The 24,717-nt window shown below is 63.0% G+C and carries 23 protein-coding genes; 19 read left to right on the forward strand and 4 right to left on the reverse strand.

Features of this window, described 5'->3' with window-relative positions:
• The 9 genes from ACVC7O_RS09405 (at position 1) to ACVC7O_RS09445 (ending at position 7,715) form a co-directional block, all read left to right on the forward strand.
• Positions 1-675, forward strand: coding sequence for an amino acid ABC transporter permease (locus tag ACVC7O_RS09405; protein ID WP_458325828.1), 675 nt, complete (start codon positions 1-3; stop codon positions 673-675).
• Between the two features lie 4 nt (positions 676-679).
• A complete protein-coding gene (locus ACVC7O_RS09410; RefSeq protein ID WP_458325829.1) occupies positions 680-1,345 on the forward strand; it encodes an amino acid ABC transporter permease in 666 nt (221 codons plus the stop codon).
• Positions 1,346-1,362: 17 nt separating this feature from the next.
• Complete coding sequence (locus ACVC7O_RS09415) at positions 1,363-2,289, forward strand: N-carbamoyl-D-amino-acid hydrolase (RefSeq protein ID WP_458325830.1); 927 nt, start codon at positions 1,363-1,365, stop codon at positions 2,287-2,289.
• A complete protein-coding gene (locus ACVC7O_RS09420) occupies positions 2,286-2,912 on the forward strand; it encodes a flavin reductase family protein (RefSeq protein WP_458325831.1) in 627 nt (208 codons plus the stop codon). The genes ACVC7O_RS09415 and ACVC7O_RS09420 overlap by 4 nt, the downstream gene beginning before the upstream one ends.
• A complete protein-coding gene (locus ACVC7O_RS09425; RefSeq protein ID WP_458325832.1) occupies positions 2,909-3,835 on the forward strand; it encodes a dihydrodipicolinate synthase family protein in 927 nt (308 codons plus the stop codon). The genes ACVC7O_RS09420 and ACVC7O_RS09425 overlap by 4 nt, the downstream gene beginning before the upstream one ends.
• Positions 3,835-4,623, forward strand: coding sequence for an SDR family oxidoreductase (locus tag ACVC7O_RS09430; protein ID WP_458325833.1), 789 nt, complete (start codon positions 3,835-3,837; stop codon positions 4,621-4,623). Before ACVC7O_RS09425 ends, ACVC7O_RS09430 begins: the two co-directional genes overlap by 1 nt.
• A 3-nt stretch (positions 4,624-4,626) precedes the next feature.
• Positions 4,627-6,081, forward strand: coding sequence for a dihydropyrimidinase (gene hydA, locus ACVC7O_RS09435; RefSeq protein ID WP_458325834.1), 1,455 nt, complete (start codon positions 4,627-4,629; stop codon positions 6,079-6,081).
• Complete coding sequence (locus ACVC7O_RS09440; RefSeq protein WP_458325835.1) at positions 6,078-6,734, forward strand: aspartate/glutamate racemase family protein; 657 nt, start codon at positions 6,078-6,080, stop codon at positions 6,732-6,734. Before hydA ends, ACVC7O_RS09440 begins: the two co-directional genes overlap by 4 nt.
• A gap of 75 nt (positions 6,735-6,809) precedes the next feature.
• Positions 6,810-7,715: a LysR substrate-binding domain-containing protein gene (locus tag ACVC7O_RS09445; protein ID WP_458325836.1), complete on the forward strand. Its 906-nt coding sequence runs from the start codon at positions 6,810-6,812 to the stop codon at positions 7,713-7,715.
• Positions 7,716-7,742: 27 nt separating this feature from the next.
• On the opposite strand, the gene ACVC7O_RS09450 is transcribed toward ACVC7O_RS09445, so the two are convergent.
• Both ACVC7O_RS09450 and ACVC7O_RS09455 read right to left on the reverse strand, forming a co-directional pair.
• On the reverse strand, positions 7,743-8,327 hold the full coding sequence (locus tag ACVC7O_RS09450) for a dimethylsulfonioproprionate lyase family protein (RefSeq protein WP_458325837.1): 585 nt from the start codon (positions 8,325-8,327) through the stop codon (positions 7,743-7,745).
• A 32-nt stretch (positions 8,328-8,359) separates the two neighbouring features.
• Positions 8,360-9,232: a LysR family transcriptional regulator gene (locus tag ACVC7O_RS09455; RefSeq protein ID WP_458325838.1), complete on the reverse strand. Its 873-nt coding sequence runs from the start codon at positions 9,230-9,232 to the stop codon at positions 8,360-8,362.
• Positions 9,233-9,422: 190 nt separating this feature from the next.
• On the opposite strand from ACVC7O_RS09455, the gene ACVC7O_RS09460 reads away from it, so the two are divergent.
• From ACVC7O_RS09460 to ACVC7O_RS09505, 10 genes are all read left to right on the forward strand, one after another.
• Complete coding sequence (locus ACVC7O_RS09460; RefSeq protein WP_458325839.1) at positions 9,423-10,748, forward strand: NAD(P)/FAD-dependent oxidoreductase; 1,326 nt, start codon at positions 9,423-9,425, stop codon at positions 10,746-10,748.
• Positions 10,749-10,847: 99 nt separating this feature from the next.
• Positions 10,848-11,888 carry an ABC transporter substrate-binding protein gene (locus tag ACVC7O_RS09465; RefSeq protein ID WP_458325840.1) on the forward strand — a complete coding sequence of 347 codons (1,041 nt, stop codon included), beginning with the start codon at positions 10,848-10,850 and terminating at the stop codon, positions 11,886-11,888.
• Between the two features lie 67 nt (positions 11,889-11,955).
• Complete coding sequence (locus ACVC7O_RS09470) at positions 11,956-13,041, forward strand: ABC transporter ATP-binding protein (RefSeq protein WP_458325841.1); 1,086 nt, start codon at positions 11,956-11,958, stop codon at positions 13,039-13,041.
• Positions 13,034-13,948 carry an ABC transporter permease gene (locus ACVC7O_RS09475; protein WP_458325842.1) on the forward strand — a complete coding sequence of 305 codons (915 nt, stop codon included), beginning with the start codon at positions 13,034-13,036 and terminating at the stop codon, positions 13,946-13,948. Before ACVC7O_RS09470 ends, ACVC7O_RS09475 begins: the two co-directional genes overlap by 8 nt.
• Positions 13,948-14,772, forward strand: a complete 825-nt coding sequence (locus tag ACVC7O_RS09480; RefSeq protein ID WP_458325843.1) for an ABC transporter permease — start codon at positions 13,948-13,950, stop codon at positions 14,770-14,772. The genes ACVC7O_RS09475 and ACVC7O_RS09480 overlap by 1 nt, the downstream gene beginning before the upstream one ends.
• A 1-nt stretch (position 14,773) precedes the next feature.
• Entirely contained in the window at positions 14,774-16,390 is a 1,617-nt protein-coding gene (locus tag ACVC7O_RS09485; protein WP_458325844.1) for a GMC family oxidoreductase, read from the forward strand.
• An 11-nt stretch (positions 16,391-16,401) separates the two neighbouring features.
• Complete coding sequence (locus ACVC7O_RS09490) at positions 16,402-17,505, forward strand: mandelate racemase/muconate lactonizing enzyme family protein (RefSeq protein ID WP_458325845.1); 1,104 nt, start codon at positions 16,402-16,404, stop codon at positions 17,503-17,505.
• 131 nt (positions 17,506-17,636) lie between these two features.
• Positions 17,637-18,638, forward strand: a complete 1,002-nt coding sequence (gene dusA, locus ACVC7O_RS09495; protein ID WP_458325846.1) for a tRNA dihydrouridine(20/20a) synthase DusA — start codon at positions 17,637-17,639, stop codon at positions 18,636-18,638.
• A gap of 63 nt (positions 18,639-18,701) precedes the next feature.
• Positions 18,702-19,508 (forward strand): hypothetical protein, encoded by an 807-nt coding sequence (locus ACVC7O_RS09500; RefSeq protein ID WP_458325847.1) that lies wholly within the window; start codon positions 18,702-18,704, stop codon positions 19,506-19,508.
• Positions 19,509-19,629: 121 nt separating this feature from the next.
• Entirely contained in the window at positions 19,630-20,415 is a 786-nt protein-coding gene (locus tag ACVC7O_RS09505; RefSeq protein ID WP_458325848.1) for an inositol monophosphatase family protein, read from the forward strand.
• On the opposite strand, the gene ACVC7O_RS09510 is transcribed toward ACVC7O_RS09505, so the two are convergent.
• Positions 20,416-21,183, reverse strand: a complete 768-nt coding sequence (locus ACVC7O_RS09510) for a rhomboid family intramembrane serine protease (protein WP_458325849.1) — start codon at positions 21,181-21,183, stop codon at positions 20,416-20,418.
• A gap of 70 nt (positions 21,184-21,253) precedes the next feature.
• The gene (gene putA / locus ACVC7O_RS09515) at positions 21,254-24,667 is read right to left on the reverse strand and encodes a bifunctional proline dehydrogenase/L-glutamate gamma-semialdehyde dehydrogenase PutA (protein WP_458325850.1); all 3,414 of its coding nucleotides are present in this window, start codon (positions 24,665-24,667) and stop codon (positions 21,254-21,256) included.
• Between the last annotated feature and the right edge of the window lie 50 nt (positions 24,668-24,717).

Below are 24,717 nucleotides of genomic sequence, written 5' to 3' on the forward strand. Positions count from 1 at the left end.
ATGGACCGGTTTATCGATACCTTCTTCAATGGCGCTGTCCTTGCCCGCTACGCCCCCGATATCCTCGCAGGGGCGCTGGTCACGGTGTTGCTGTCCGTGCTGATCGTGATTGCGGGCGTGGCGGTGGGCACGGCCCTGGCCTGCGTGCGGGCGTATGAATGGCGCCCGCTGTCCTTCTTTATCGTGATCTTCGCGGATGTCTTCCGCGCTCTGCCGCCGCTGGTGCTGATCCTGCTGGCCTTCTTTGGTCTGCCGAATGTGGGCGTTGTCCTGTCTTCCTTTGCGGTGCTTTTCGTTGTGCTCTCGCTTGTGCTGGCGGCCTTTGCAGAAGAGATCGTCTGGGCCGGGATCACTGCAACTCCGAAAGGTCAATGGGAAGCGGCCCGCTCGACCGGCCTGACCTTCGACCAGGCGCTGCTGTTTGCGGTGCTGCCGCAGGCCGTGCGCATGGTCATCCCACCGCTCACCAATCGAGCGATCGCGATCACCAAGATGACCGCGCTCGGCATGGTGATCGGCGTGCCTGACATTCTCGGGCAGGCGACGACGGCGCAGAGTTTTAGCGCCAACGCCTCGCCACTGACGTTGGCCGCCATCGCCTATGTCCTTCTGTTTCTGCCCTTCGTGATCGGATCGCGCTGGCTCGAGGCGCGGTTCGCGCCGCCGGGAGGGTAACGGGATGGATGCGATCATCGAGCAGTTCTTTAACCTTGGCATTATGGCGCAGGCCTGGCCGCTGGTGATCAAGGGGCTGGGTATGACCTTGCTGATCTGTGCTGTGGTGATCCCGCTCGGTGCCATCGGTGGGCTGTTGGCGGCCCTCGGGTCGCTGTCGGGTCAGCGCGCAGTGCGCTGGCTGTCCATCGGCTTCGTAGACCTATTTCGCGCTCTGCCGCCGCTGGTGCTGCTCATCTTCATCTATGCGGGGCTTCCTTTTGCCGGGTTCGACATCTCGCCGCTTTTGGCGGTGACTGTAGGGTTCTTTCTCAACAACTCAGCGTACTTCGGCGAGATATTTCGCGCCGGGCTGTTGTCCGTGCCAAGGGGGCAGGCGGAGGCTGCGCGTTCGACCGGATTGAGTGCGACCCAAACGCTCGTTTACGTGACGCTGCCGCAAGCAACGCGCAACGTGCTGCCTGATTTGCTGTCGAACATGGTGGAAGTCGTCAAGCTGACGTCGCTGGCGTCCGTGGTCAGCCTGGGCGAGATGCTGCACGCGGCGGGGCTCGCCCGGTCGGTGACTTACAACGCCTCGCCGCTGGTGCTGGCGGCCGGCCTTTACTTGGTGCTGCTCTGGCCGCTGATCCGCATGATCAGCCGGTTCGAGCGGCGCGTGGCAACCTGAAGAGAGGAGCGCGGCATATGCGCGAGATAGTGATTGGCGGGGCGCAGATGGGCCCGATCCAGAAGGCGGACGGGCGGCAGGCGGTGGTCGCGCGGATGATCACCCTGCTGGATCAGGCCGCTGAAGCGGGATGTGATCTGGTGGTCTTTCCCGAATTGGCGCTGACCACGTTTTTCCCGCGCTGGTACATCGAGGATCCCGCTGAACTGGCGCAGTGGTACGAAGCAGAGATGCCGAATGCCGCGACTCAGCCTCTGTTCGACCGCGCGCGGCGCCACGGGATCGCGATCACCTTTGGCTATGCCGAGGCCACCCCCGACGGGCATCATTTCAACACCTCGATACTCACCGATCGTGCGGGCAACATCGTCGGCAAGTACCGCAAGGTGCATCTGCCTGGGCACAGCGACTATGACACCGAGCGTGCATTTCAGCACTTGGAGAAACGCTATTTCGAGCCAGGCGATCTGGGGTTTCCCGTCTGGCGCAATCTCGATGCCTGGATGGGCATGTGCATCTGCAACGACCGCCGCTGGCCCGAGGTCTATCGCGAGATGGGGCTGCAAGGGGTGGAGTTGATCACGCTCGGCTACAACACGCCTTCGGTAAACTCCCAGGACGCCGCTGAGGGGTTGGAGCACCGGCTCTATCATTCGGATTTGTCGATCACCGCGGGGGCTTATCAGAACGCCACATGGGTGGTTGCCGTGGCCAAGGCCGGAGATGAGGACGGGCATCCGCTCATGGCGGGCAGCATCATTGTTGACCCGAACGGGTTTGTCGTTTCCCGGGCGGAAACAGAGGGAGACGAGTTGATCGTGCACGCCTGCGACATGGATTTGTGCCAATTCGGCAAGAGCACGATCTTCGATTTTGCGCGGCATCGGCGGATCGAGCACTATGGGCGGATCACCGGTCAGACCGGGGTCGTGCACCCGGAATGACGCAGATTGATCTCGACGCGCTAACGCCCGCGATGCGGTACAAGCTTTTGACCGCAGTTGTCATTCCGCGGCCTGTGGCCTGGGTCACGACGCTGGGGCCCGACGGCGTGGTGAATGCCGCTCCCTATTCCTTCTTCAACCTCTTCGGGCAGGACCCGGCGCTGGTGATCCTCGGCCTCGAGCACCGGGCCGACGGGACGGCGAAGGACACCACCGAAAACATCCGCCGGTCGGGCGAGTTCGTCATCAACATCGCAACCCCAACCCTCTGCGCGGATATGGTGGCGACAGCCGCGGCCTATGACCGGTCTCAGTCCGAACCGGAAGCTCTGGGTTTGACCCTGATCGCCTCCACCAAGATCGCGACGCCGCGTCTGGCCGATGTGCCTGTCGCGATTGAGTGCAAGCGGCGGGATACATTGACCTATTCGCCCGAACGCGAGATCGTCGTCGGGGAAGCGGTGGCGCTGACCGCTCAGGAGGGGATGATCGATCCGCAGACCCTACGAGTGAACTGGGGGGGCGATTATCCCGTTGCACGGCTCTTTGCCGACAAATACGCGCGGCTGGAGGAGATCACGCCCCGGAGCATCCCGACGCTGACCAAAAAGGAACACGCATGACCATTCACAGACATTCGGAGGGCGTCTTCATCATCGCCGCCACCCCATTTGATGACAGCGGCGCGCTCGATCTGGAGAGCGCTGACCGGATGGTAGACTTCTATATCGACTGCGGTGTGACAGGCATGACCATCCTCGGCATCATGGGAGAGGCGCCCAAGATGATGGGGGATGAGGCGGCCACCTTTGCGCGCCATGTGCTGAAGCGGGTCGATGGTCGTGTACCCGTTGTGGTCGGTGTCTCTGCGGCGGGCTTGGATGCCATGGCGCGTCTTGCAGGCACGGTCATGGATGCGGGCGCGGGCGGCGTGATGGTGGCCCCACAGCCGGGGCAGGGCACGGAGGCCAAGCTCAAGGGCTACATGGCCCAGGTCTGCAAGGCGCTGCCGGATGTGCCCATTTGTTTTCAAGACTATCCGCAGACGACCGGCGTGCAAGTCTCGGTCGAGACCATACTCGGCCTGGCAGTGGATCATCCACAGATCGTCATGCTGAAGCATGAAGACTGGCCTGGCCTGACCAAGCTCAGCCGCGTCCGCTCGGAAACCGGTGTCGGCGCGGTGCCGCGCCTGTCGATCCTGACCGGCAATTCGGCTCTATTCCTGGCGCAGGAGATGCAGCGCGGTGCGGATGGGGCGATGACTGGCTTTGCCTACCCGGAGATGCTGGTGCAGGTTGTGGCGCGGCACAAGGCCGGGGATGTGGACGGGGCCGAGGACCTCTTCGACGCCTACCTGCCCATGGTGCGCTATGAGCAGCAGTTGGGCCTTGGGCTGGCCATCCGCAAGGAGGTGCTGCGCCGCCGTGGCGTGATCGGGTCCGCCCGTGTCCGGGCACCAGGGCCGTCGCTGACACCCCGCGATCAGGAAGAGTTGAGCCGTCTCATGACGCGGCTCGACAAACGTCTGAAGGAGCTTGGCTGATGGATCTGGGATTGAACGGCAAGCGCGCACTGGTCATGTCGTCCTCAAGAGGGCTCGGCCTTGGCATCGCGCAGGCGCTGGCGGCCGAAGGTTGTCATGTGTTGCTGACCGGCCGCTCGACGGACCGCCTTGAAGATGCGGCGAAAGAGATCACTGAGCGGGGCCCGGGGCGCGCCGACTCCGTGACGGTCGATCTGACGGACCCGGACGCTGTCCAGACGCTGTGTACCGCTGCCGACAAAACCTTGGGCGGCGTCGATATTCTGATCAACAACACGGGCGGCCCGCCCCCGGGGCAGATGGTCGATGCCGACATGACGGTGTTGGCCAAGCAGTTTGACGCCATGGTGCTGAGCGTCATGTCACTGACCGCACGGCTGATGCCCGCGATGCGCGCACGGGGTTGGGGCCGCGTGATCACCATCGGCTCGTCGGGGGTGATCCAGCCGATCCCGACCCTTGGGCTGTCGAACGCGCTGCGCTCGGCGCTCGTTGGCTGGTCGAAATCCCTCTCCGCGGACGTGGCCGCCGATGGGGTGACCGTCAACATGCTATTGCCCGGGCGCATCCATACCGAAAGGGTGGATGAACTCGACGCCAATGCCGCGGAAAAAAGCGGCAAGCCCATCGACGCGGTGCGCGCAGCCTCCCGTGCGACTATCCCTGCGGGGCGCTACGGCACCGTTGCCGAATTCGCCGCTGTCGCGACCTTCCTCGCCTCCGCCCCCGCCAGCTATGTCACCGGCAGCCTGATCCGCTGTGACGGTGGTGCCATCAGATCGGTGTGACCCATGTTTGATCTCGTTATCACAGGCGGCAAGATCGCCACCGCAACCGACACCTTCCATGCCGATATCGGCATTACGGGTGGCATCATCGCCGCGCTTGGGACCGGCCTTGAAGGCCGCGACAGGATCGATGCCAGCGGCAAGCTTGTGCTGCCCGGCGGGGTCGAGGCACATTGCCACATCGCCCAGGAGTCCGCGACGGGTGGCATGACCTCGGATGACTATCGCAGCGGCTCGATCTCCGCGGCCTTTGGCGGCAATTCCTGTTTCGTGCCCTTTGCCGCGCAGCATCGGGGCATGGGGGTGACCGAAACGCTGGACCTTTACGACAGCCGGGCGGCGGGCTCCTCGGTGATCGACTATGGCTATCACCTGATCATTGCTGATCCGACCGAAACGGCCCTGACAAAAGAGCTGCCTGCCGCCTTTGCGCGCGGTGTGACCTCCTTCAAGGTTTTCATGACCTACGATCTGATGAAGATCGACGACCGGCAGTTTCTGGACATATTGACGGTGGCGAAGACACACGGCGCATTGACGATGGTGCATGCGGAGAACTCCGGGATGATCGCCTGGATATCGGAGCGGCTGGCGCAGGCCGGTCACACCGCGCCGCGCTATCATGCGCCGAGCCACCCGGCGCTGGCGGAAGAAGAGGCGATCTACCGCGCGATTTCGCTGGCCAAACTGGTGGATGCGCCGCTTCTGATTGTGCATGTCTCGACACCCGAAGGCGCGGGGTTGGTCAGTGCGGCGCGCATGGCCGGGGCCAAGATTTTTGGCGAAACCTGCGCGCAGTACCTGTTCCTGACGCGCGATGACCTCGACCGGCCGGGCATGGAAGGGGCCAAGTTCATGTGCTCGCCTCCGCTGCGTGACGGTCCCACACAAGAGGGTCTGTGGCGGCATCTGCAGGCGGGCACCTTCAGCGTCTTTTCGTCGGACCACGCGCCCTATCGCTTTGATGAGACCGGAAAGCTGTCGAATGGGCCCAATGCGACCTTCAAGCAGATCGCCAATGGTATGCCGGGGATTGCGCTGCGCCTGCCGCTGCTGTTTTCCGAAGGGGTCAACACCGGGCGCATCACCTTGCAGCAATTCGTGGCCCTCGGTGCGACGAATGCGGCCAAGCTTTACGGGCTGGAGAAGAAGGGCAGCATTGCCATTGGCATGGACGCCGACATCGCGATCTGGGATCCGGCCGAGACGCGCAAGGTCACGGTCGCGGACCAGCACGACAACATGGACTACACGCCCTATGAGGGCTGGGAGCTGACCGGCTGGCCCGTCACGGTGCTGTCGCGCGGCACGCTGGTGGTGGAGGGCGGCACCTTTGTTGGTTCGCATGATCACGGTCAATACGTTGCACGGGCGCAGATCGACCTGACAGGCTATCCCGGGCATCGCGCGGTCGAGTTGGACCCGCGTTACAACTTCGGCGCGGAGATTGCCCCATGATGGGGCCGATCGTTGTCATCAACCCCAACAGCAATCAGGCCGTCACGGACGGGTTGGCCACGGCGCTGGCACCCTTTGCTCGAGACGGCGGGCCGGGCATCGATTGCGTGACCCTGACCGAAGGCCCCTTTGGCATCGAGAACCAGATACACTCCGACCAGGTCGTCCTGCCCCTGGTGGATCTGGTGGAAGGACGCACCGATGCCAGTGCTTTTGTTATTGCCTGCTATTCCGATCCGGGGATCGACGCCTGCCGTTCGATCTCTTCCGTGCCCGTTATGGGCATTCAGGAAAGCGGGGTCCTGACAGCCTTGGCGCGCGGGGACCGGATCGGGATCATTGGCATCTCGTCGGCCTCGGAGAAACGGCACAGGCTTTACATGCGGCGTATGGGCGTCCTTGACCGCGTGGCGGGTGAGCGCGCGCTCAACATGAGTGTGGACGAAACCGCGCGCGGTACCGGCACCTTCGACAAGCTGGTGGAGGTTGGAAGTGAGTTGCAAGCCGATGGGGCGGAGGCGCTGGTGCTCGGATGCGCGGGCATGGCGCTGCACCGCGCCCCGCTGGAGGCGCGGCTGGGTCTCCCGGTGATCGACCCGACACAGGCAGCGGTTGCCATGGCGATGGGCCTCGTGCTGGCCGGGACCCTTTGACATCCGGTCCTGACCGGGCGTGCGGCGCCGTTTTGCCCTTTTCGATCAGGGCACAAACGGACTACGATAAGCGATGTGAAGATCACCCGCCGAAATGACCTGTCGCTGCGCCTGCTCGAGGTGTTTGGTACCCTGATGCAGCATCAGACCACTGTGGCGTCGGCTGAGCACCTGGGCATCTCGCAGGCATCGGTCTCGACCGCGATCAAGCAGCTGGAGCGCCAGCTTGGCTTCGCCCTCTTCGAGCGCGACAAGAAGCGGATGGTGCCGACCAATGATGCGCGCAGCCTCTTCCAGGAGATCGAGCCGCTGTTCGAACAGCTCCGTTCCGTCGAATCCCGGGTGCGTGATCTGCGCGGAGGGTCGGTGGGCAAGCTACGCCTTATGGCGACACCACCGCTGGGCCATTCGGTCGTGCCGGGCGCTCTGTTTCGCTTTCTCAAAGATCGTCCCGGTGTGACCGTGCAATATGACGTGCGGCGCATGGAAAACGTGATCGATGCGGTCGCCATCGGAGCTGCCGACATCGGCCTGTGCCTGGGGCTCGAAGATCATCCAGGCGTCGCGGTGCAAAAGCTGCGCACAGACCGGATGGTGGCTCTGATGCGTGCCGATCATGCGCTGGCCGAGCTCACCGTGATCGGACCGCGCGATCTGGAGGGTGCGGGGCTGATCGGCCTGGACCGCGCCTCGCGTCTCGGCGCGCTAGTACAAACCGCCTTCGAGCGCGCCTGCGTCCCCTACACACCGCAGGTGGAGGTGCGATACTGTCACACAGCGGCTGTGCTGGCCCACTCGGGGTCGGGCGTGGCCATTGTCGACAGCTACACCGCCGGATTTCTGCCCAACATGGACCTTGTCATGCGCCCCTTCGATCCGCCGATATCGGTCACCGCCTGTATGCTGACCCGACCGGGCCGTCCGCAATCGACCCTGGCGGAAGCCTTCAGCGATGCCTTTGTCACAGCCATGATGCAATGAGGGCGCGTCAATCCCCAAAGATTCTTGTCACACCGAATAGGTCGCGCCGTCCACGTCGCCGATCCATCCCCACAGGGCGAGCAGGGGTTGGGCGGAGGTCACCATGCTATGGGGCTGAAAGGATTCGTGGTGCACGAAGGTTCCCGGTGGTCGGGGAACCGGTGCGTCTTTATCGACGGCCCAATGCGCGGTGCCTTTAAGCACCAGATAGAGTTCCTCTGCCGCATGAGAGTGTTTCGGATAACGAAAGTGCGAATGCTGGATCAGCAACCCAACCCGGATGGCAGATGCGGGGAACATGCCGTCTGGCCCAATCAGTTCGGTGACGGCCAGGGATTCCGACGCGCTGTCGGGCAGGTTCCCAAACCCGGCTGGTCGCCAATGCAGCGCGTGCACGCAGTCGTGCAAGGCCAGCAGCAGTTCATCCTCACTTCCCTCCAACATCTGCGGCACGCTCTCTGACGCCCTTGTCATTGCGGCGGCCAGCGCCGGTTCCGCCGCTTGGGCCGCGCTCAGCGCACCCGCGATCTCGCGGGCGATCTCGCTGTCATGGCGCGACACATACCTGGCCGCACACCGCAGGAGGGCTTTGAGGGCAGCAGCGGATGTCATCTGAAAACGTCTCGCGCCATGTCCTGCCTGCGTCACCCTGTATACCGGCTGAGCCCATCGCGAATGCGGTCCTGAACCTCCATCGTCGCCTTGCTAATCGGCTGGCCCTTGGCCGTGATCACCGCGAGATGGTTCTCGATGCGCGGTGCAAAGGGCCGCCATACAACGCCATCCTTCAGATCCACCTTGCCGTTGATTGGATCAAGTATCGCGACATAATCGCCCGAGGCGACAAGGTTGCGGGCGATCGCGAAGTAATAGGCGCTTGCATTCCGGACAATCCGGGTGTCGGTCTCTGACAACAGGGTATCAAGCTGCCGGTCGATCTGATGATCCCCGGTGACGCTGACAACGGACCGGTCCGCAAGCGATTGGGGCCGCACGGTTTTCAGCGACGCCAGCGGGTCACTCTCGTGCATGGCGCAGACGCATTCAAACTCGAAAATCTCAGTGTCGAGGCCCGCGACAGGCACAGGCAGGTCGATCAGCCCGATGTCGATATGGCGGCTGGCAACCCACGACGCGATCTGGCGCGACGAATGCACCTTGATCTCGACCCGTATGTCGGGCCGCTCCTGCTGAAACGACGCCAGAAGTGCGGGCAGGAAATTGAAGGCGAGAACGCCGTTGGTCGCGATGCTCACACCACCGGTTTGACCCGAGAGAATACCGGCCGCGCGCTGTTCCACCTGGGAAATCGCCCGCAAGCCGTGCATGACTTCCTCATGCAGCAAGGCGGCTTCGTTCGTCGGTTTGAAAAAGCCGCGTTCACGGTGGAACAGGCGAAACCCCAGCTCATCCTCGAAGTTACTGAGCGCGATGCTGACCGCCGGTTGGGTAAGGTTCAACCTGTCAGCAGCGCGCGAGACTGATCCCGCTTCGATCAGCGCATTGAAGACTTCCATGTGGCGCAGCTTTATGGGCACTCGGGTCCTGTCCTCGCTCAACATAAGGAAATCGAATACATTGATAATGCAAATTATATTGATTTAATCAACCTGGCTTCATATCGTCAACTGATACGGGGGGTGGGAACGCTCTTTTGCTATTAAACTTGGGTCCGGTCGTTTGGCCGGGGCGTGTGAGGAGCACGGGATGGCGCGGCAAACGGCCTTGAGGCCGGAGTGCAAAGACAGCTCTTACTGGCTCGACGGTCTGCCGCCGGTCGAGTCGCTTCCGACCGAGCCACTGAAAACTGTCGACGTCGCAATCATAGGCTCGGGGTATACCGGTTTGAATGCCGCAATCGAAACGGCACGCGGCGGGCGGACGACTATGGTGATGGACGCTGAAGCCCCTGGATGGGGCTGCAGCACGCGAAACGGCGGCCAGATCAGCACCAGTGTAAAACCGTCTTTGGACAAGCTTGCGGCCCGATACGGCATGGAGCGCGCGCGGGCCATTCGCAAGGAGGGGGAGGCGGCGCTTGACTGGATCGAAGAGTTTGTCTCGACCGAGGGTCTTGCCTGTGACTTTCGCCGAAATGGCCGGTACCACGCAGCCCACACGCCACAGCATTACGAAGAGATTGCCCGGAACGCCGCGTGCCTCGCCCGAGCCGAGGGGATCACCGCGCATGTCATTCCGAAATCGGACCAGCGGCAAGAGCTTGGGTCCGACAGCTATTATGGCGGTGTCGTCTTTCCGCGGCATGCCTCGATCAATCCGGCCAAGTATCACCGAGGGCTCTTGTCGCTCGCCACGGCGGGAGGCGTGCATGTTGTGGGCCATTGCGCGGTCACTGGCCTTACCCGTGACACCGGTGGGTTTCACCTGTCTACGGCCAAGGGCGCCATTCGGGCGCGCGATGTGGTTGTGGCCACCAACGGCTACACCACAAGCCTGACGCCCTGGCTGCAACGCCGGGTTATTCCGATCGGCAGCTATATGATCGCCACCGAGCCTCTGCCGGAAGCTCTGATCGATGAGCTGTTCCCGACCGACCGCATCGCCAGCGACACCTGCAAGGTCGTCTACTACTATCGGTCCTCACCAGACCGTCGCCGAGTGCTGTTCGGCGGGCGTGTTTCGGCCAGCGAGACCGATACAATGATCAGCGGCCCACGGCTGTTCGATGATATGTGCCGCATTTTCCCGCAGCTCTCCGAGAGCCGCATAACCCATTCCTGGATGGGGCGGGTGGCCTATACCTTCGATGAGCTCGCGCACACCGGCGTGCATGACGGCGTGCACTACGCGATGGGGTATTGCGGTTCCGGCGTGTCGATGGCGAGTTACCTTGGCAAACGGCTGGGCCAGAAGGTTCTTGGCCTTGCAGAGGGGGCGACGGCCTTCGATGGCCTGCAGAACCCCACACGGCCCTTCTACACCGGCAACCCCTGGTTTCTGCCCGCGACTGTGGCCTGGTACCGCAGGCGGGACCGGGTTCAAACCAGACGCGCGGCGATGGCTGCGACCTAAATCAACCGAACGGCCCCCACGCCAGGCCGCTCGGACAAAAGCACAGGCGATATGCGCGTCCGCAACGGACCGCGCCAACAGACAACACGGAGGAAGACCATGAAACGGAAAATCAGTCTCGCGCTGGCGACGGCACTTCTGGCACCAGCCGCCTATGCCGAGGAAAAAACGGTGACGATTGCGTCCTGGGGCGGCTCCTACCAGGAGGCACAAAGCAAGGCCTTGTTCGAGCCCGCGTCGGAAAAGACCGGCATTGTGGTGAAACAGGAGACCTACGGGGGCATGTCCGACGTCCGGCTGCAGGTCTCATCGGGCGCGGTGTCACTCGACATCGTCGCCAGTGGCTCGGGGTCCGCCGCGCGGGCCGGTGCGGAAGGGCTGCTTGAGCCGCTGGACTATTCGATCATCGACGTGTCGGAGTTCTATCCGACCCTGAAATCCGAGTTCTGTGTCGGCGGTGACGTTTTCTCGACCGTCTACGCCTGGAATACGGAGACGTATGGTGACGCCGGGCCGCAAAGCTGGGCGGACTTCTTCGATGTCGAGAAATTCCCGGGCAAGCGTGCCTATCGCAGCAAGGTGGCAGGCGCGCTTGAGCCCGCGATCATGGCGGATGGCGTGGCCATGGAAGACGTCTATACGGTCCTCGATTCAGAGGAAGGGATCGAGCGCGCTCTGAACAAGATCCGCGAATTGAAACCACATATCGACGTCTTCTGGTCATCCGGTGCGCAGCACGCGCAGCTGATGAAGGACGGCGAGGTCGATATGACGACCGGTTGGAACGGACGCTTTGACAATGCCGCGAAGGATGGCGCGAAGGTGACCTACAGCTTCAATCAGGCGCTGCTTGACTATGACTGCTTCGCCATTCCGAAGGGCGCGCCGAACAAGGATGTGGCCATGGCCTTCCTCGCTGAGATTTCGAAGGCCGAATATCAGGATGATCTGCCAAAGTACATCACCTATGGACCCACCAACAAAGCCGCTTATGAGACGGGCGAGATCAGTGCTGAAATGGCGGCGAGTCTGCCGTCTTCGCCTGCGAATGCCGCGCTGCAGCTGCCAGTTTCGCTGGAGTGGTACGCAAAATGGGAGACCATAGCAGATGAGATGTACCAGGAAATGCTGACCGAGTGATCGGCCCAGCCTCAATCACGTGCCGCGGGCCGATCGCTGGCCCGCGGATCACGGTGGGAGAACTGTCTTGAACACCGGGTCCAACGCCCTGCCGATCACCGTACGCCATGTCACCAAGACCTATGGCTCGGTGCACGCGCTTGATGATGTGTCACTGGATGTCAAAAGCGGGGAGTTCCTGACGCTGCTGGGGCCGTCGGGGTCGGGCAAGACAACGCTGCTGATGGTGCTCGCGGGCTTTACGAGGCCAGATGCGGGCAGCCTGAAGTTCGGCGAGACCGAGGTCATCCGCAAGGCACCGCATCTGCGCGACGTGGGTATGGTGTTCCAGAACTATGCGCTCTTTCCTCATATGACAGTGGCGGGAAATGTCGGCTACCCGCTGCGGCTGCGCAAACGTCCACAGGCGGAGATCGCCACTCGGGTCGAAGCGGCACTTGAGACGGTGCAACTCGGCGGCTACGGACCACGCCGGATCGATCAGCTGTCTGGCGGACAGAAGCAGCGCGTTGCACTCGCACGGTCGATTGTTTTTGAGCCGCGTATCCTGCTGATGGACGAGCCGCTGTCGGCGCTCGACAAGAAGCTGCGGGACCAGATGCAGATTGAATTGCGCCATCTGCATGACAAACTGGGCATGACCACCGTCTATGTGACCCATGATCAACGCGAAGCGCTGACGATGTCCGACCGGATCGCCGTGGTCAATCACGGCCGGATCATGCAACTGGCCACCCCCCAGCAACTCTATGACGCCCCGGCCAACCGCTTTGTTGCTGATTTCATTGGAGAATCCACCTTCCTGCGGGTTACGCGTGCTGGGGACAAGATCCGCTATGGCGAGATTGAGCTCAAACATCACGGGCGCGCCGAGGCCGCGAAGGACCTGCTTCTGATGGTCCGCCCGGAGCGTTTGCGGCTGGCGTCAGAGAGCGCGCCGGACAGTGCCAACCTGTTCCAGGCCACCGTGTCCAACGTGGTTTATCAGGGCGACAGTTACCTGATGTACGCGCGCTTGGCAGAGGGCCCCGAGGTCAGCCTGCGGGGCGGCATTCGCGGTGACGTCGTCTCGCAACTGCCTGCCATCGGCGACCCGGTCACCCTCTCGCTTGATGCGGCGGACACCGTTTTGATCGATGGCAGCGATGGCTGAAGCATCGTTGCATTCCCAGGTGGCCGATGATCCCGGCAACCGCGAAGGTCTGCGCCGCGATGGCGCACTGGAACGGCTGAAGCTCTTCGGTCTCAGCTCGCCAGCCTTGTTGATGGTGCTGATCGTCCTGGTGATCCCGGTTGGATGGTTGTTTTACGTCTCCTTCATCGGTGCGGATGGGGCGTTCTCTCTGGAAAACTACGAACGAATGATCGAGCGAAAGTCCTACTACCGGATTTTCGTGACCACCTTCCAGGTCAGCCTTCTGACCACCGGTCTGTGCATCCTCATTGGCTACCCGCTGGCCTATTTCATGTCGCAACTGCCAAGCCGTCTGGCCAATCTCGCGCTGATCACGGTGCTGGTGCCGTTTTGGACCTCGCTTCTGGTGCGCACCTATGCCTGGCTGGTGCTGCTGCAGAAACAGGGTCTGGTCAACCAGTGGGCGATCTCGCTTGGGCTCTGGGGCGAGCCCATCAAGATCGTGCACAACATGACCGGCACTCTGATCGGCATGGTCCACATCATGCTGCCGTTCCTGATCCTGCCCGTCTACAACGCGATGAAAGCGATTGATCACGACTATCTAAAGGCGGCTTCGAACCTGGGCGCGAGCCCGCGGACCGCCTTCTGGACGGTGTTCTTCCCGCTCTCGATGCCCGGCCTTCTGGCTGGCTCTCTCATGGTCTTTGTGCTCTGCCTAGGGTTCTTCGTGACGCCTGCCGTGCTGGGTGGCGGTAAGGTTATCATGGTTTCGATGAAGATCGTCTCCAATATTGAGCTTTTCGTGAACTGGGGCGCGGCAAGCGCGCTTGGCGTCGTGCTGCTGGTTCTGACAGTTTTCATTCTGTGGCTCGCATCGCGCTTTACCAATCTGGGCCAGATCACTGGCGGGGGCGGGCACTGATGCTGCGCTGGTTGAACGCACCCGCATCAGCGACGCAGATCACCCATGGCCAAAGGCTGTGGCTCTACATCTTTGCCGGCGTCGTCATGCTGCTGCTGGTGGCGCCGACGCTGATTGTCATTCCGATGTCCTTCTCGGATTCGCAATACCTCGAGTTCCCGCCAGAGACATGGTCGCTGCGGTGGTATCGCAACTACTTCGGATCGCCCGAGTGGATGCAGGCGACCGCAACCTCACTCAAGGCCGCGGTGCTGACGATGCTTGTGGCCACACCGGTTGGCGTCATAGCGGCCTACGGATTGCACTGTTCGCAGATCGCATCTGTGCGCGTTGCCTTCCTGCTGCTGATCACGCCAATGATGGTGCCGGTGGTGCTCGTCGCCATCGGTGCCTTTTACGTCTTCGTCAAGATGAAGCTGCTCTATTCGCTGACCGGGCTGGTACTGGCGCACAGCGTGCTGGCCTTGCCCCTCGTGCTGATCGTGACGGGGTCGGCACTGAAGAGCTACGACATGAACCAGGAACTTGCGGCCCGCAGCCTTGGCGCACCGCGCTGGAAAGCGTTCTTGACCATTACGGTGCCGCAGATCCGCTTTGCCATTGTCACCTCGGCGCTACTGGCCTTCCTGACGTCCTTTGACGAGGTCGTGGTCGCGATGTTCATATCGGGCGGGGACAACCCGACCTTGACCCGCAACATGTTCAACGCCCTGCGCGATCAGATCGATCCGACGATCGCAGCGATCTCGACCATCATGATCCTGCTGACCTCAATCATGATGATCCTCGCGCAGATCTTCGGGCGCGGGCCGACGGAGAAATAGCTTGGACACCTTCGACTATGTGATCGTTGGCGCGGGCTCCGCCGGGTCTGTTCTGGCCAATCGTCTGACGGGCTGTGGACGGTACAGCGTGCTGCTGCTGGAAGCGGGCGGGCCGGATCGCAGCCCTTGGCTGCATGTGCCTTTGGGATACGGCAAGGTCTTCCACGATGCACGGGTCAACTGGAAGTACCAGACCGAGCCGGTCCCGGCGCTGGATAACCGCTGCTCCTATTGGCCACGCGGCAAGACACTGGGCGGCTCCAGCGCAATCAATGCGATGGTCTATGTCAGGGGCCATCCGCGGGACTATGCGGAATGGAACGCCGCCGCCCCGGGGTGGGGGTGGGACGATGTGGAGCCGATCTTTCGGCGCATGGAGGATTGGGACGGCCCGCCCGATGCGGCACGGGGTGTCGGTGGGCCACTGCCTGTGCACGACGTGTCGCACGAGGTCCACCCCCTGACGCGTCTCTATCTGGAGGCTGCCGCGCAGGCCGGGATTAGCACGAACACCGACTACAATGGGGCGAAGATGTCGGGTGCCAGCTGCTATCAGATCAATACGCGCGGCGGGATGCGCGCATCGACCGCGCGAGCCTATCTGCGCCCCGCCCAAAAAAGGCCGAACCTCGCGATCAGAACCCGTGCTCATGTCACCCGCATTCGGTTCGATGACAAGCGGGCTGTCGGCGTGGACTACCTTCTGAACGGGCAGGCCAAGACCGCAGAGGCGCGGGCCGAGATCATTCTTTCCGGCGGGGCGATCAACTCACCCCAATTGCTGCAACTGTCCGGCATCGGGCCGGGGCATGTTCTGCAGGACAATGGGATACCGGTCCTGTTGGACGCCCCGCATGTGGGTCAAAACCTCCAGGACCATCTCGGCAGCGATAACTATTATCTTTCCCATGCACCGAGCCTGAACCAGCAGTTGCGCCCGCTCGCCGGCAAAATGAAAGCGGTGTTGCATTATGCCATGACCCGTCGCGGTCCCTTGTCGCTCAGTCTCAACCAGGGCGGTGGGTTTGTGCGGTTGTCCGAGGCATCGCCCGGGCCCGATCTGCAACTCTATTTCTCTCCGGTCAGCTATACCCGGGCGCCGGTGGGGGTGCGGCCGCTGATGAGTCCCGACCCCTTCAAGGCGTTCCTCATGGGGTTCAACCCCTGCAAGCCAACCAGCGTCGGCTATCTGCAAATCCGGTCACCCGACCCGATGCAGGCGCCGGAGCTGCAGCCCAACTACCTCGCGACCGATCACGACCGCGCCGTGATGCTGGCCGGGGTCAGGCTGATCCGCAAGATCGCGGAGACGCCCGCAATGCAAACCGTCATCAAAGCCGAGCATCTGCCCGGGGAAGGTGTGCAGAGCGACGAAGAGATCAGCGCCTACCTGCGGGACCACGCGTGGTCGGTCTTCCACCCCTGTTCGACTTGCAGGATGGGCAGCGACGCGCGCACCTCTGTGGTGAATGGCCGCCTTTCGGTGCATGGGCTCGCGGGGTTGCGGGTTGCCGACGCCTCGATTTTCCCAACCATTCCGACCGGAAACACCAACGCGCCCGCGATCATGGTGGGCGAGAAGGCATCTGATCTTATTCTGGAAGACGCGCGCGGCTGAAAGGGCATTTCATGAAACTCACCTCCATCGAGACCTTCACCAATGAAGCCGTAGGGTTCGTGCGCATTACTGCCGAGGATGGAGCCCAAGGCTGGGGACAGGTCTCGACCTATAACGCCGATATCACCTGTCAGGTGCTGCATCGGCAGGTGGCGCCCTGGACGTTGGGCAAGGAGACCACAGACCTTGACGACCTGCTCGATATCGTCGCCGAGCGTGAGCATAAGTTTCCCGGCTCCTATCTGCGCCGGGCCATGGCGGGACTGGACACCGCGATCTGGGACATGCGGGGGAAACAGCAGGGCAAACCGGTGGTGGAACTGCTTGGTGGTAGGCCGGGCCCGATCCGCGCCTATGCGTCCTCCATGAAGCGAGACATCACACCGATGGAAGAGGCGACCCGGCTGAAGAGGCTGCGCGACGAGAAGGGGTTTGATGCCTTCAAGGTGCGCGCGGGCTCAGAGGTCGGGCGCAATCTCGATGAATGGCCCGGTCGCACTGAAGAGATCATCCCGACCATGCGGCGCGAACTGGGTGAGGGCGCGGCTCTGCTGATCGACGCCAACAGCTGCTATTCGCCCGCGCGGGCCATCGAGGTCGGTCGCATGCTGCAGGATCACGGCTTCTCTCACTATGAAGAGCCGTGTCCCTATTGGGAACTCGAGCAAACCAAAGAGGTGACGGATGCGCTCGACATTGATGTGACCGGCGGCGAACAGGACTGCGATCTGCCGACGTGGAGGCGGATGATCGACATGCGCGCTGTGGACATCGTGCAGCCCGACATCCTGTATCTGGGCGGCATCGCCCGCACGCTGCGCGTTGTTAAGATGGCGCACGACGCAGGGCTGCCCGTCACGCCGCACTGCGCCAACCTGTCGATGGTGACGCTCTTCACCATGCATCTGCTACGGGCCATCCCGAACGCCGGAAAATACCTGGAGTTCTCCATTGAGGGGCCTGACTATTACCCCTGGCAGGAGGGTCTGTTTGTCACGTCGCCTTACGAGATTGTCGACGGGCAGGCGCGCGTCAGCGATGAGTCGGGCTGGGGTGTCGAGATCGCCCCGGAGTGGCTGGCCAGATCAAGCTATCAGCGAAGCACGCTTTCCTGAGGCCGGCTCCGCGACCGTCGCTTGAGAGCCGGTCTCGCCAGACATGACCCGCGCTGCTGGACGCAACCCTTCTGTTGGCGTATCTCAGCGCAACGACAAGCACGGACCACAGAGCGAGACCCTTCTCGAAGATGCACCTCGACCAACACGCAAAGTTTTCGGTTGCACCGATGATGGACTGGACAGACCGGCATTGCCGGCACTTGCACCGGTTGCTGAGCAAGCAGACGCTGCTCTACACCGAGATGGTGACCTCCGCCGCGCTGGTGCGGGGGGAGGCGCTGCATCTGATTGACCATGATACGTCCGACCACCCGGTTGCGCTGCAGTTGGGGGGCTCGGACCCGCAGGAGTTGGCACAGGCGGCTCTGCTAGGGCAACACGCAGGCTATTGCGAGATCAATCTCAACGTGGGCTGCCCCTCTGATCGGGTGCAATCGGGGTGCTTTGGCGCCGTTCTAATGGAGCAACCGGCCTTGGTGGCGGCTTGCGTTTCGGCCATGCGCGCGGCTGTGAGCGTCCCGGTCACGGTGAAATGCCGGATCGGCGTGGATGATCAGGATCCGCAAGTGGTCTTGCCCGAGTTTCTCGCACGGATCGTGGGCGCGGGGTGTGAGCGCGTCAGCATCCATGCGCGCAAGGCCTGGCTGCACGGGCTCAGCCCGAAGGAAAACCGCGATGTTCCGCCGCTCGATTATGATCTGGTGTTGCAGATGAAAGGTCTGTTTCCGAACCTGCACATCAGCATCAACGGAGGGATCACCTGTCTCGACCAGGCCCGTGCCCTTCTCGACGCAGGTCTCGATGGTGTCATGATCGGGCGTGCCGCTTATCACGATCCGGCCGCTATTCTCTGCCAAGCCGATCCCCTGATCTTCGGAATTGGAGAGGCCAGCGTACCGGAAGAGGCGGTTTTGCAGATGCTGCCCTATATCGACAATCACCTGTCGCAAGGGGGCAAGCTGGGTCAGATCACCCGGCATATGCTCGGGCTCTTCGCGGGTCGTCCCGGCGCGCGGGCGTGGCGGCGCATCCTGTCGGAAGGCGCCCATCGACCTGGCGCGGGCCCAGATCTGGTCCGCGAAGCATTGGCGCAGGTCGTGCCCATGGATGACATTCAAAAGGTGGGTTAGGAACATCGGCGACATCATGATCTCAACCGCCGATATGCCGCCTAGCATTCGTAGGAGCGCGCCATGCTGGTAACCGCGCCTCCGGACACAGAGACCTTCTTTGAAGACGGGTGGGCGGTGTTTGCGCCCGAACCCGCGGTTCTCGACTGGGTCACCCATGCTCATCCGCACGCGCGCGCGGCGGTGGCGGCGGATCAGAACGCGCACCTGCTGCAATGCGAGGGCACATGGTTTGTTGGCCTTGACGCGCTGCCCAATGACACCGCGGGTCGGGTTGCTCATGGCCCAACGCTCAGTGGTGCCGCCGTCGATTTCGCAACGGCTAATTGCGGGGGCTGGCCTGCGTTGCATCCCGCACAGTTGTCAGTGACATATCCCGGCTATCCTCGCCCGCGGGAGGGGGAGAGCGCCGCCGGGTTTCGCTACCGGCTGAACCGTGATGCAGCGCATTTGGACGGCCTGATCGGTGTCGGTAGCCCAAAGCGACGGTTCGTACAGGAGCCGCACGCCTTCATTCTGGGGTTGCCGATGACGGAAGCCTCAGAAACCGCGGCCCCACTGGTGATCTGGCCGGGCAGCCACCTGATCCTGCAACGGGCCTTTCAGGCGGCTTTCAAGGGGGCGTCGGGCAGCTTGTCCGATCATGATGTGACCGAGGTCTACCAGGGCGCCCGGCGAAAGGTTTTCGAGAGCTGCCCGCGCATTCTTGTGCACGCGCCAGTCGGCAGCGCAATCCTGTTGCACCGTCTGCTGTTGCACGGAGTCGGCCCTTGGGAAGACACCGCAAGCGCAGGGCCGGACGGTCGGATGATCGCCTATTTCCGGCCCGAGATGCCTGGAGGCGTCGAGGCCTGGCTCAGCGCCCGCTGAGCCGCCAGCCGCGTTGCGCGGCACGCAGCCCGGCCATGCCGCGATTTGCGCGGCCACCCCCCTTGGCAAGCCAATGCACAGCACTTATACGCGCAGCCTGATCCCCAACGGAGAGCCCGCAATGGTTGGCAGCGCAAACCTCAACATCATGATCAAAGCCGCCCGCCGCGCAGGGCGCGCGCTTGTGAAGGATTTCCGCGAGGTGGAAAACCTGCAGGTCTCCATGAAAGGCGCAGGCGACTTTGTCAGCCGTGCCGATGTGAACGCCGAGAGCATCATCAAGGAAGACCTGATGGGCGCGCGTCCGACCTATGGTTGGCTCGGCGAAGAGGGCGGGGCCGAAGACGGGCAGGACCCGACGCGCCGCTGGATCGTTGACCCTCTCGATGGCACCACGAACTTCCTGCACGGCTTGCCGCATTGGGGGATCTCCATCGCGCTTGAACACAAAGGGCAGATCGTGGCGGGCGTGGTCTTTGACCCCGCCAAGGACGAAATGTTCTTTGCCGAGAAAGGGACCGGCGCGTGGATGAACGAAAGCCGGTTGCGCGTCTCCGGGCGCAGCAAGATGATCGAAGCGCTGTTTTCCACCGGGCTGCCGTTTGGCGGGCGGTCCGATCTGCCGGACACGCTGAAGGAGATGGCGCGTGTCGCACCCGCATGTTCGGGCATCCGGCGCTGGGGCGCTGCATCGCTTGATCTCGCCTATGTGGCAGCGGGCCGCTATGACGGTTTTTGGGAGCGGCGCTTGAACGCCTGGGATATCGCCGCGGGGCTGATCATCGTGCGCGAAGCGGGCGCCCTGGTCGAGACCATCGCTCCTGACGGGGACATAGTCGAGGATGGGTCGATCATCTGCGCGAATGAGGCGCTCTTCTCGCCGCTCGCAAAGCTCGTGCGCGGCTGATCAGCTCCACGGCCCCTTCGGTCCGCGACGCCGACTGACTTTCGGGATATTGCTGGTGCCGAGCCGATACCGCGCCACTGGGTGCGGCGGGTGACCATCGGTGCGATTCCAAAAGGCGGGTCCGCCCCGCTTCATCCAGACGGGCAGGGCAAGCGCGAGCCCCGCGACAAAGCCTCCCGCATGGGCCCAATAGGCCACGCCGCCTGCATCGGGGTCAGACCCGACGCCTCCGACGAATTGCAGGGCGAACCAGACCGCCAGCATGATCCAGGCAGGGATCGGGAAGATACGGAAGAACACGATGAAGATGATCAGGATGTCGACCTTCGCCTTGGGAAAAAGCAGAAGGTAGGCGCCCATCACCCCGGCGATCGCGCCTGAGGCGCCGACCGTGGGAATGGTCGAGGCGGGGGCTGAAACATACTGCACCCAGCCTGCCGCCACACCCGCCGCGAGGTAGAACAGCAGATAGCCCATATGGCCAAGCTCGTCCTCGATATTGTCACCGAAGATGAAGAGGAACAGCATGTTCCCGGCCAGATGCATCCAGCCTCCGTGCAGAAACATCGAGGTGACCAGCGTATAGGTGCCCTGACCCGCCTCGAGCCGCGCCGGGATCAGCGCCCAGTCGAACCAGAAGCTGCTGATCAGTCGGGCATCCTGCATGATCCCCACATAGCTGAGGAAGATGCCGATGTTCGCCGCCATCAGCACATAGGTGACATAGGGGGTGCGGCCTGAAGGGTTGTGATCACGTATCGGAAACATGGCCGCACGCTGAGGGATCAGACCCAGCGCGTCAAGGGAGGGTCGGGGCGGTCCCGCGGATGCGGCTGCGTCAGGTCGACGCCCCCAACAGCGCGGCATTGCCGCCGGAGGCCGTAGTGTCAACGCAGACATGACGTTCGGCACGCACGCGGGTGATATCAGGTCTGCCCGGGATCAGGGGGATGATCGGCCCCGCCCGGGCGGCCAGCGCCTGTTCCATCGCCCGACCTGTCTCGCCATCCCCCCACCAGAGCACACCGCCATACGCTGGACCTTCGGTGAGCATCGCCGGATCGATGGAGCCCGTTGCTGTCACGGCCACGCCCCCGATGGCTTCCACGGCGTGGGCCTGAGCTGCCGCCGTCTCGGGGCCTGGCCCCGCACAGAGCAAGGCCGCGCGGGGCAGGGTGCTCAACCGGTTGGACTCGCCCGTTGGGCCCGGCAGGCTCTGCGCCGCAGCCTGCGACTGTTGTGCGCTGCGCAGGGCCGGCAGATGCTCCATCACGTTGTCCCACGCGTCCTCGTGTGTCTCGCGGTCGGGGGCAGCAAAACGGGCAAGATAGTTCGGCCCGCCCGCCTTCGGCCCGGTACCAGACAGGCCCTCGCCCCCGAAAGGCTGGCTGCCGACAATGGCCCCGATCTGATTGCGGTTCACATAGATGTTGCCCGCCTCGATCCGGTCCGAGACATGCTGAACGCGGTCGTCGATCCGTGTATGCAGGCCGAAGGTCAGCCCATAGCCGGTTGCGTTGATTGCGTCGATCACATCATCCAACTCATGCGATTTGAACGTCGCAAGGTGCAGAACCGGCCCGAATATCTCACGCTCAAGCGCGGCGATTCCGTCAACTTTGATCAAGGTGGGCGCGATGAATGTGCCCTCTGTCGGTGTGTCGAGCTCTGCCAAAACCCGCCTGTCGGCGCGCGCGTGTGCGATGTGATCAGCGATGCCTTTGCGCGCGGTCTCGTCAATGACCGGGCCGACATCTGTCGAAAGCTCCCACGGGTTGCCGAGCCGCAGCGCACGCATCGCGCCGATCAGCATCTCGGTGAAGCTCTCTGCTATGTCTTCCTGCACGTAGAGGCAGCGCAGCGCGGAACAGCGTTGCCCGGCGGACTGGAAGGCGCTTTCGATGATCGACTGCACGGCCTGTTCCGGCAATGCTGTGCTGTCGACGATCATTGCATTCAGCCCGCCTGTCTCGGCAATCAGCGGTGTCCCCGGGGCACAGTTCTCTGCCATTGACGCCCGGATGCGCAGCGCTGTCGCGGTGGAGCCAGTGAAGGCCACACCGCCCACCCGCGGGTCGGCGGTCAGGCGCGCACCGATGTCGCCGCCGCCAGGCAGCAGCTGCAAGGCGCTGCGGGGCACACCGGCTTCATGCAAGATCGAGACGGCAAGAAAGGCAGCCAGCGGCGTCTGCTCGGCGGGTTTTGCGAGCACCGCGTTACCGGCGGCCAGCGCGGCTGTAACCTGGCCACAGAAAATGGCGAACGGGAAATTCCAGGGTGAGATGCAGGTGAAAACACCTGCCGGTGGCGTGTCGGTGGCCTGGGCGGCATAGTAGCGCAAAAAGTCGACCGCTTCGCGCAGTTCGGCGATGCAGTCTGGCAGCGCTTTCCCCGCCTCTCGTGCGAGCACCGCGAAAATCTCGCCAAACCGCGCCTCCATCGTATCGGCGGCGGCCTGCAGAACCGCGCGGCGCTCGTGGAGCGGGGCAGACCACACCGCCGCATTGGCGAGCGCCGTTTCGCAATCGGCGGCGGTCGCGGTTTGCACGGTGCCGGGCGCGCCGTCCGCATCAGCGGGGTTCGCCACCTTTGTCTTGGGTTCATCCGGATCGATTTCGCCTGCAAGCAGCGGGTGCGCTTCCCAGTGATGGGTTGCGAAAGCGTCGCGGGCGGCGTTGATCGCGTCGAGCGTTTGCGCATGGCTGAGATCGAAACCCTGGGCATTGGCGCGCAGGGGGCGGAACAGCTCAGGGCCTTTGGCGATGGAGGGTGCCGGAGCGTTGGTTAGCGCATCGAACGGATCCGCCGCGACCACTTCAGGAGGCACGTCTTCATCCACGATCTGGTTCACGAAGCTGGAATTCGCGCCGTTCTCAAGCAACCGGCGCACGAGATAGGCCAACAGATCGCGGTGCGCACCGACGGGCGCATAGATGCGGCAGCGAGTGGCGTTCTGTGTCATGACGAGCGTGTGCAGCGTCTCACCCATGCCGTGCAACCGTTGGAATTCAGACGCTTCGGGGTCCTCCGCCATCTGCAGGATGGCAGCGACCGTATGCGCGTTGTGCGTCGCGAACTGCGGATAGATCCGGTCGGTCAATTGCAGCAGCCGTTTGGCGTTGCAGATGTAGGACACATCGGTCGCCGCCTTCTGGGTAAAGACCGGAAAGCCATCGACGCCGTCTACTTGCGCCGCCTTGATCTCTGTATCCCAGTAGGCCCCCTTGACCAGCCGCACCATGATCCGCCGATCATGCCGCTTGGCCATCTCGTAAAGCGCGTCGATCACTGTGCCCGCGCGCGGGCCATAGGCTTGCACGACAATGCCAAAGCCGTCCCATCCGGCCAGAGCTGGTTCCCCCATGACCCGGTCGATGACCTCGAGCGAGAGGGCGAGCCGGTCGGCCTCCTCCGCATCCACGTTCAGACCCATACCCGCCGACTTCGCGAGCAGCGCCAGTGCGCGCAGGCGTGGCACCAGATCTGTCATCACCGCCGTTTCCTGCGCCACCTCATAGCGGGGATGCAGGGCCGAGAGCTTGACCGAGATGCCGGGATTCTTGCGTATGTCTTCGGACGTGCATGCCGTTGCGATTGCAGAAATCGCGCGGGAATAGCTCAGGTGATAGCGCTTCGCATCGGCCTCCGTGCGCGCGGCCTCACCCAGCATGTCATAGGAGTAGGTGAACCCCTTTTTCTCCATATGTGCAGCACGTTCCATGGCGCTATTAATGTCCTCTCCAAGGACAAACTGGCGCCCCATCTCCTTCATCGCCCGGCTGACAGCGGTGCGGATGACCGGCTCGCCCAGCCGCTTGATGGCCGCCCGCAGATGGCGGACGGGGCCGGGTTGCTCATCATCAAGCACGCGCCCAGTGAGCATCAGTGCCCAGGTCGAGGCGTTCACGAGGCTGGACGTGGAGTGTCCCAGATGCCGCCCCCAGTCAGAGGGGGCGATCTTGTCCTCGATCAGCGCATCAATCGTATCAGCATCGGGCACCCGCAGCAGCGCCTCGGCCAGGCACATCAACGCGACACCTTCATCGGTGGAGAGCCCGTACTCCGCGAGGAAGACCTCCATCAGCCCGGGCGCGGTGGTCTGGCGGATGTCGCGCACCAATTGAGCGGCGTGATCGGTGATCTGCGCCCGCGTCTCGGGCGAAAGTGCGGTCTGCTTGATCAGGTCCGCCAGCACCTCGTCAGGATCAGCGTATTTGCCGGCGTCGATCTGGTGGCGGAGAGACTGGGACATATCAAGAGCCATAACCTGTTTCCCTAAAGCGGTTTGGCCCAGTATACTGC

It is taken from the genome of Roseobacter cerffii (assembly GCF_054226325.1).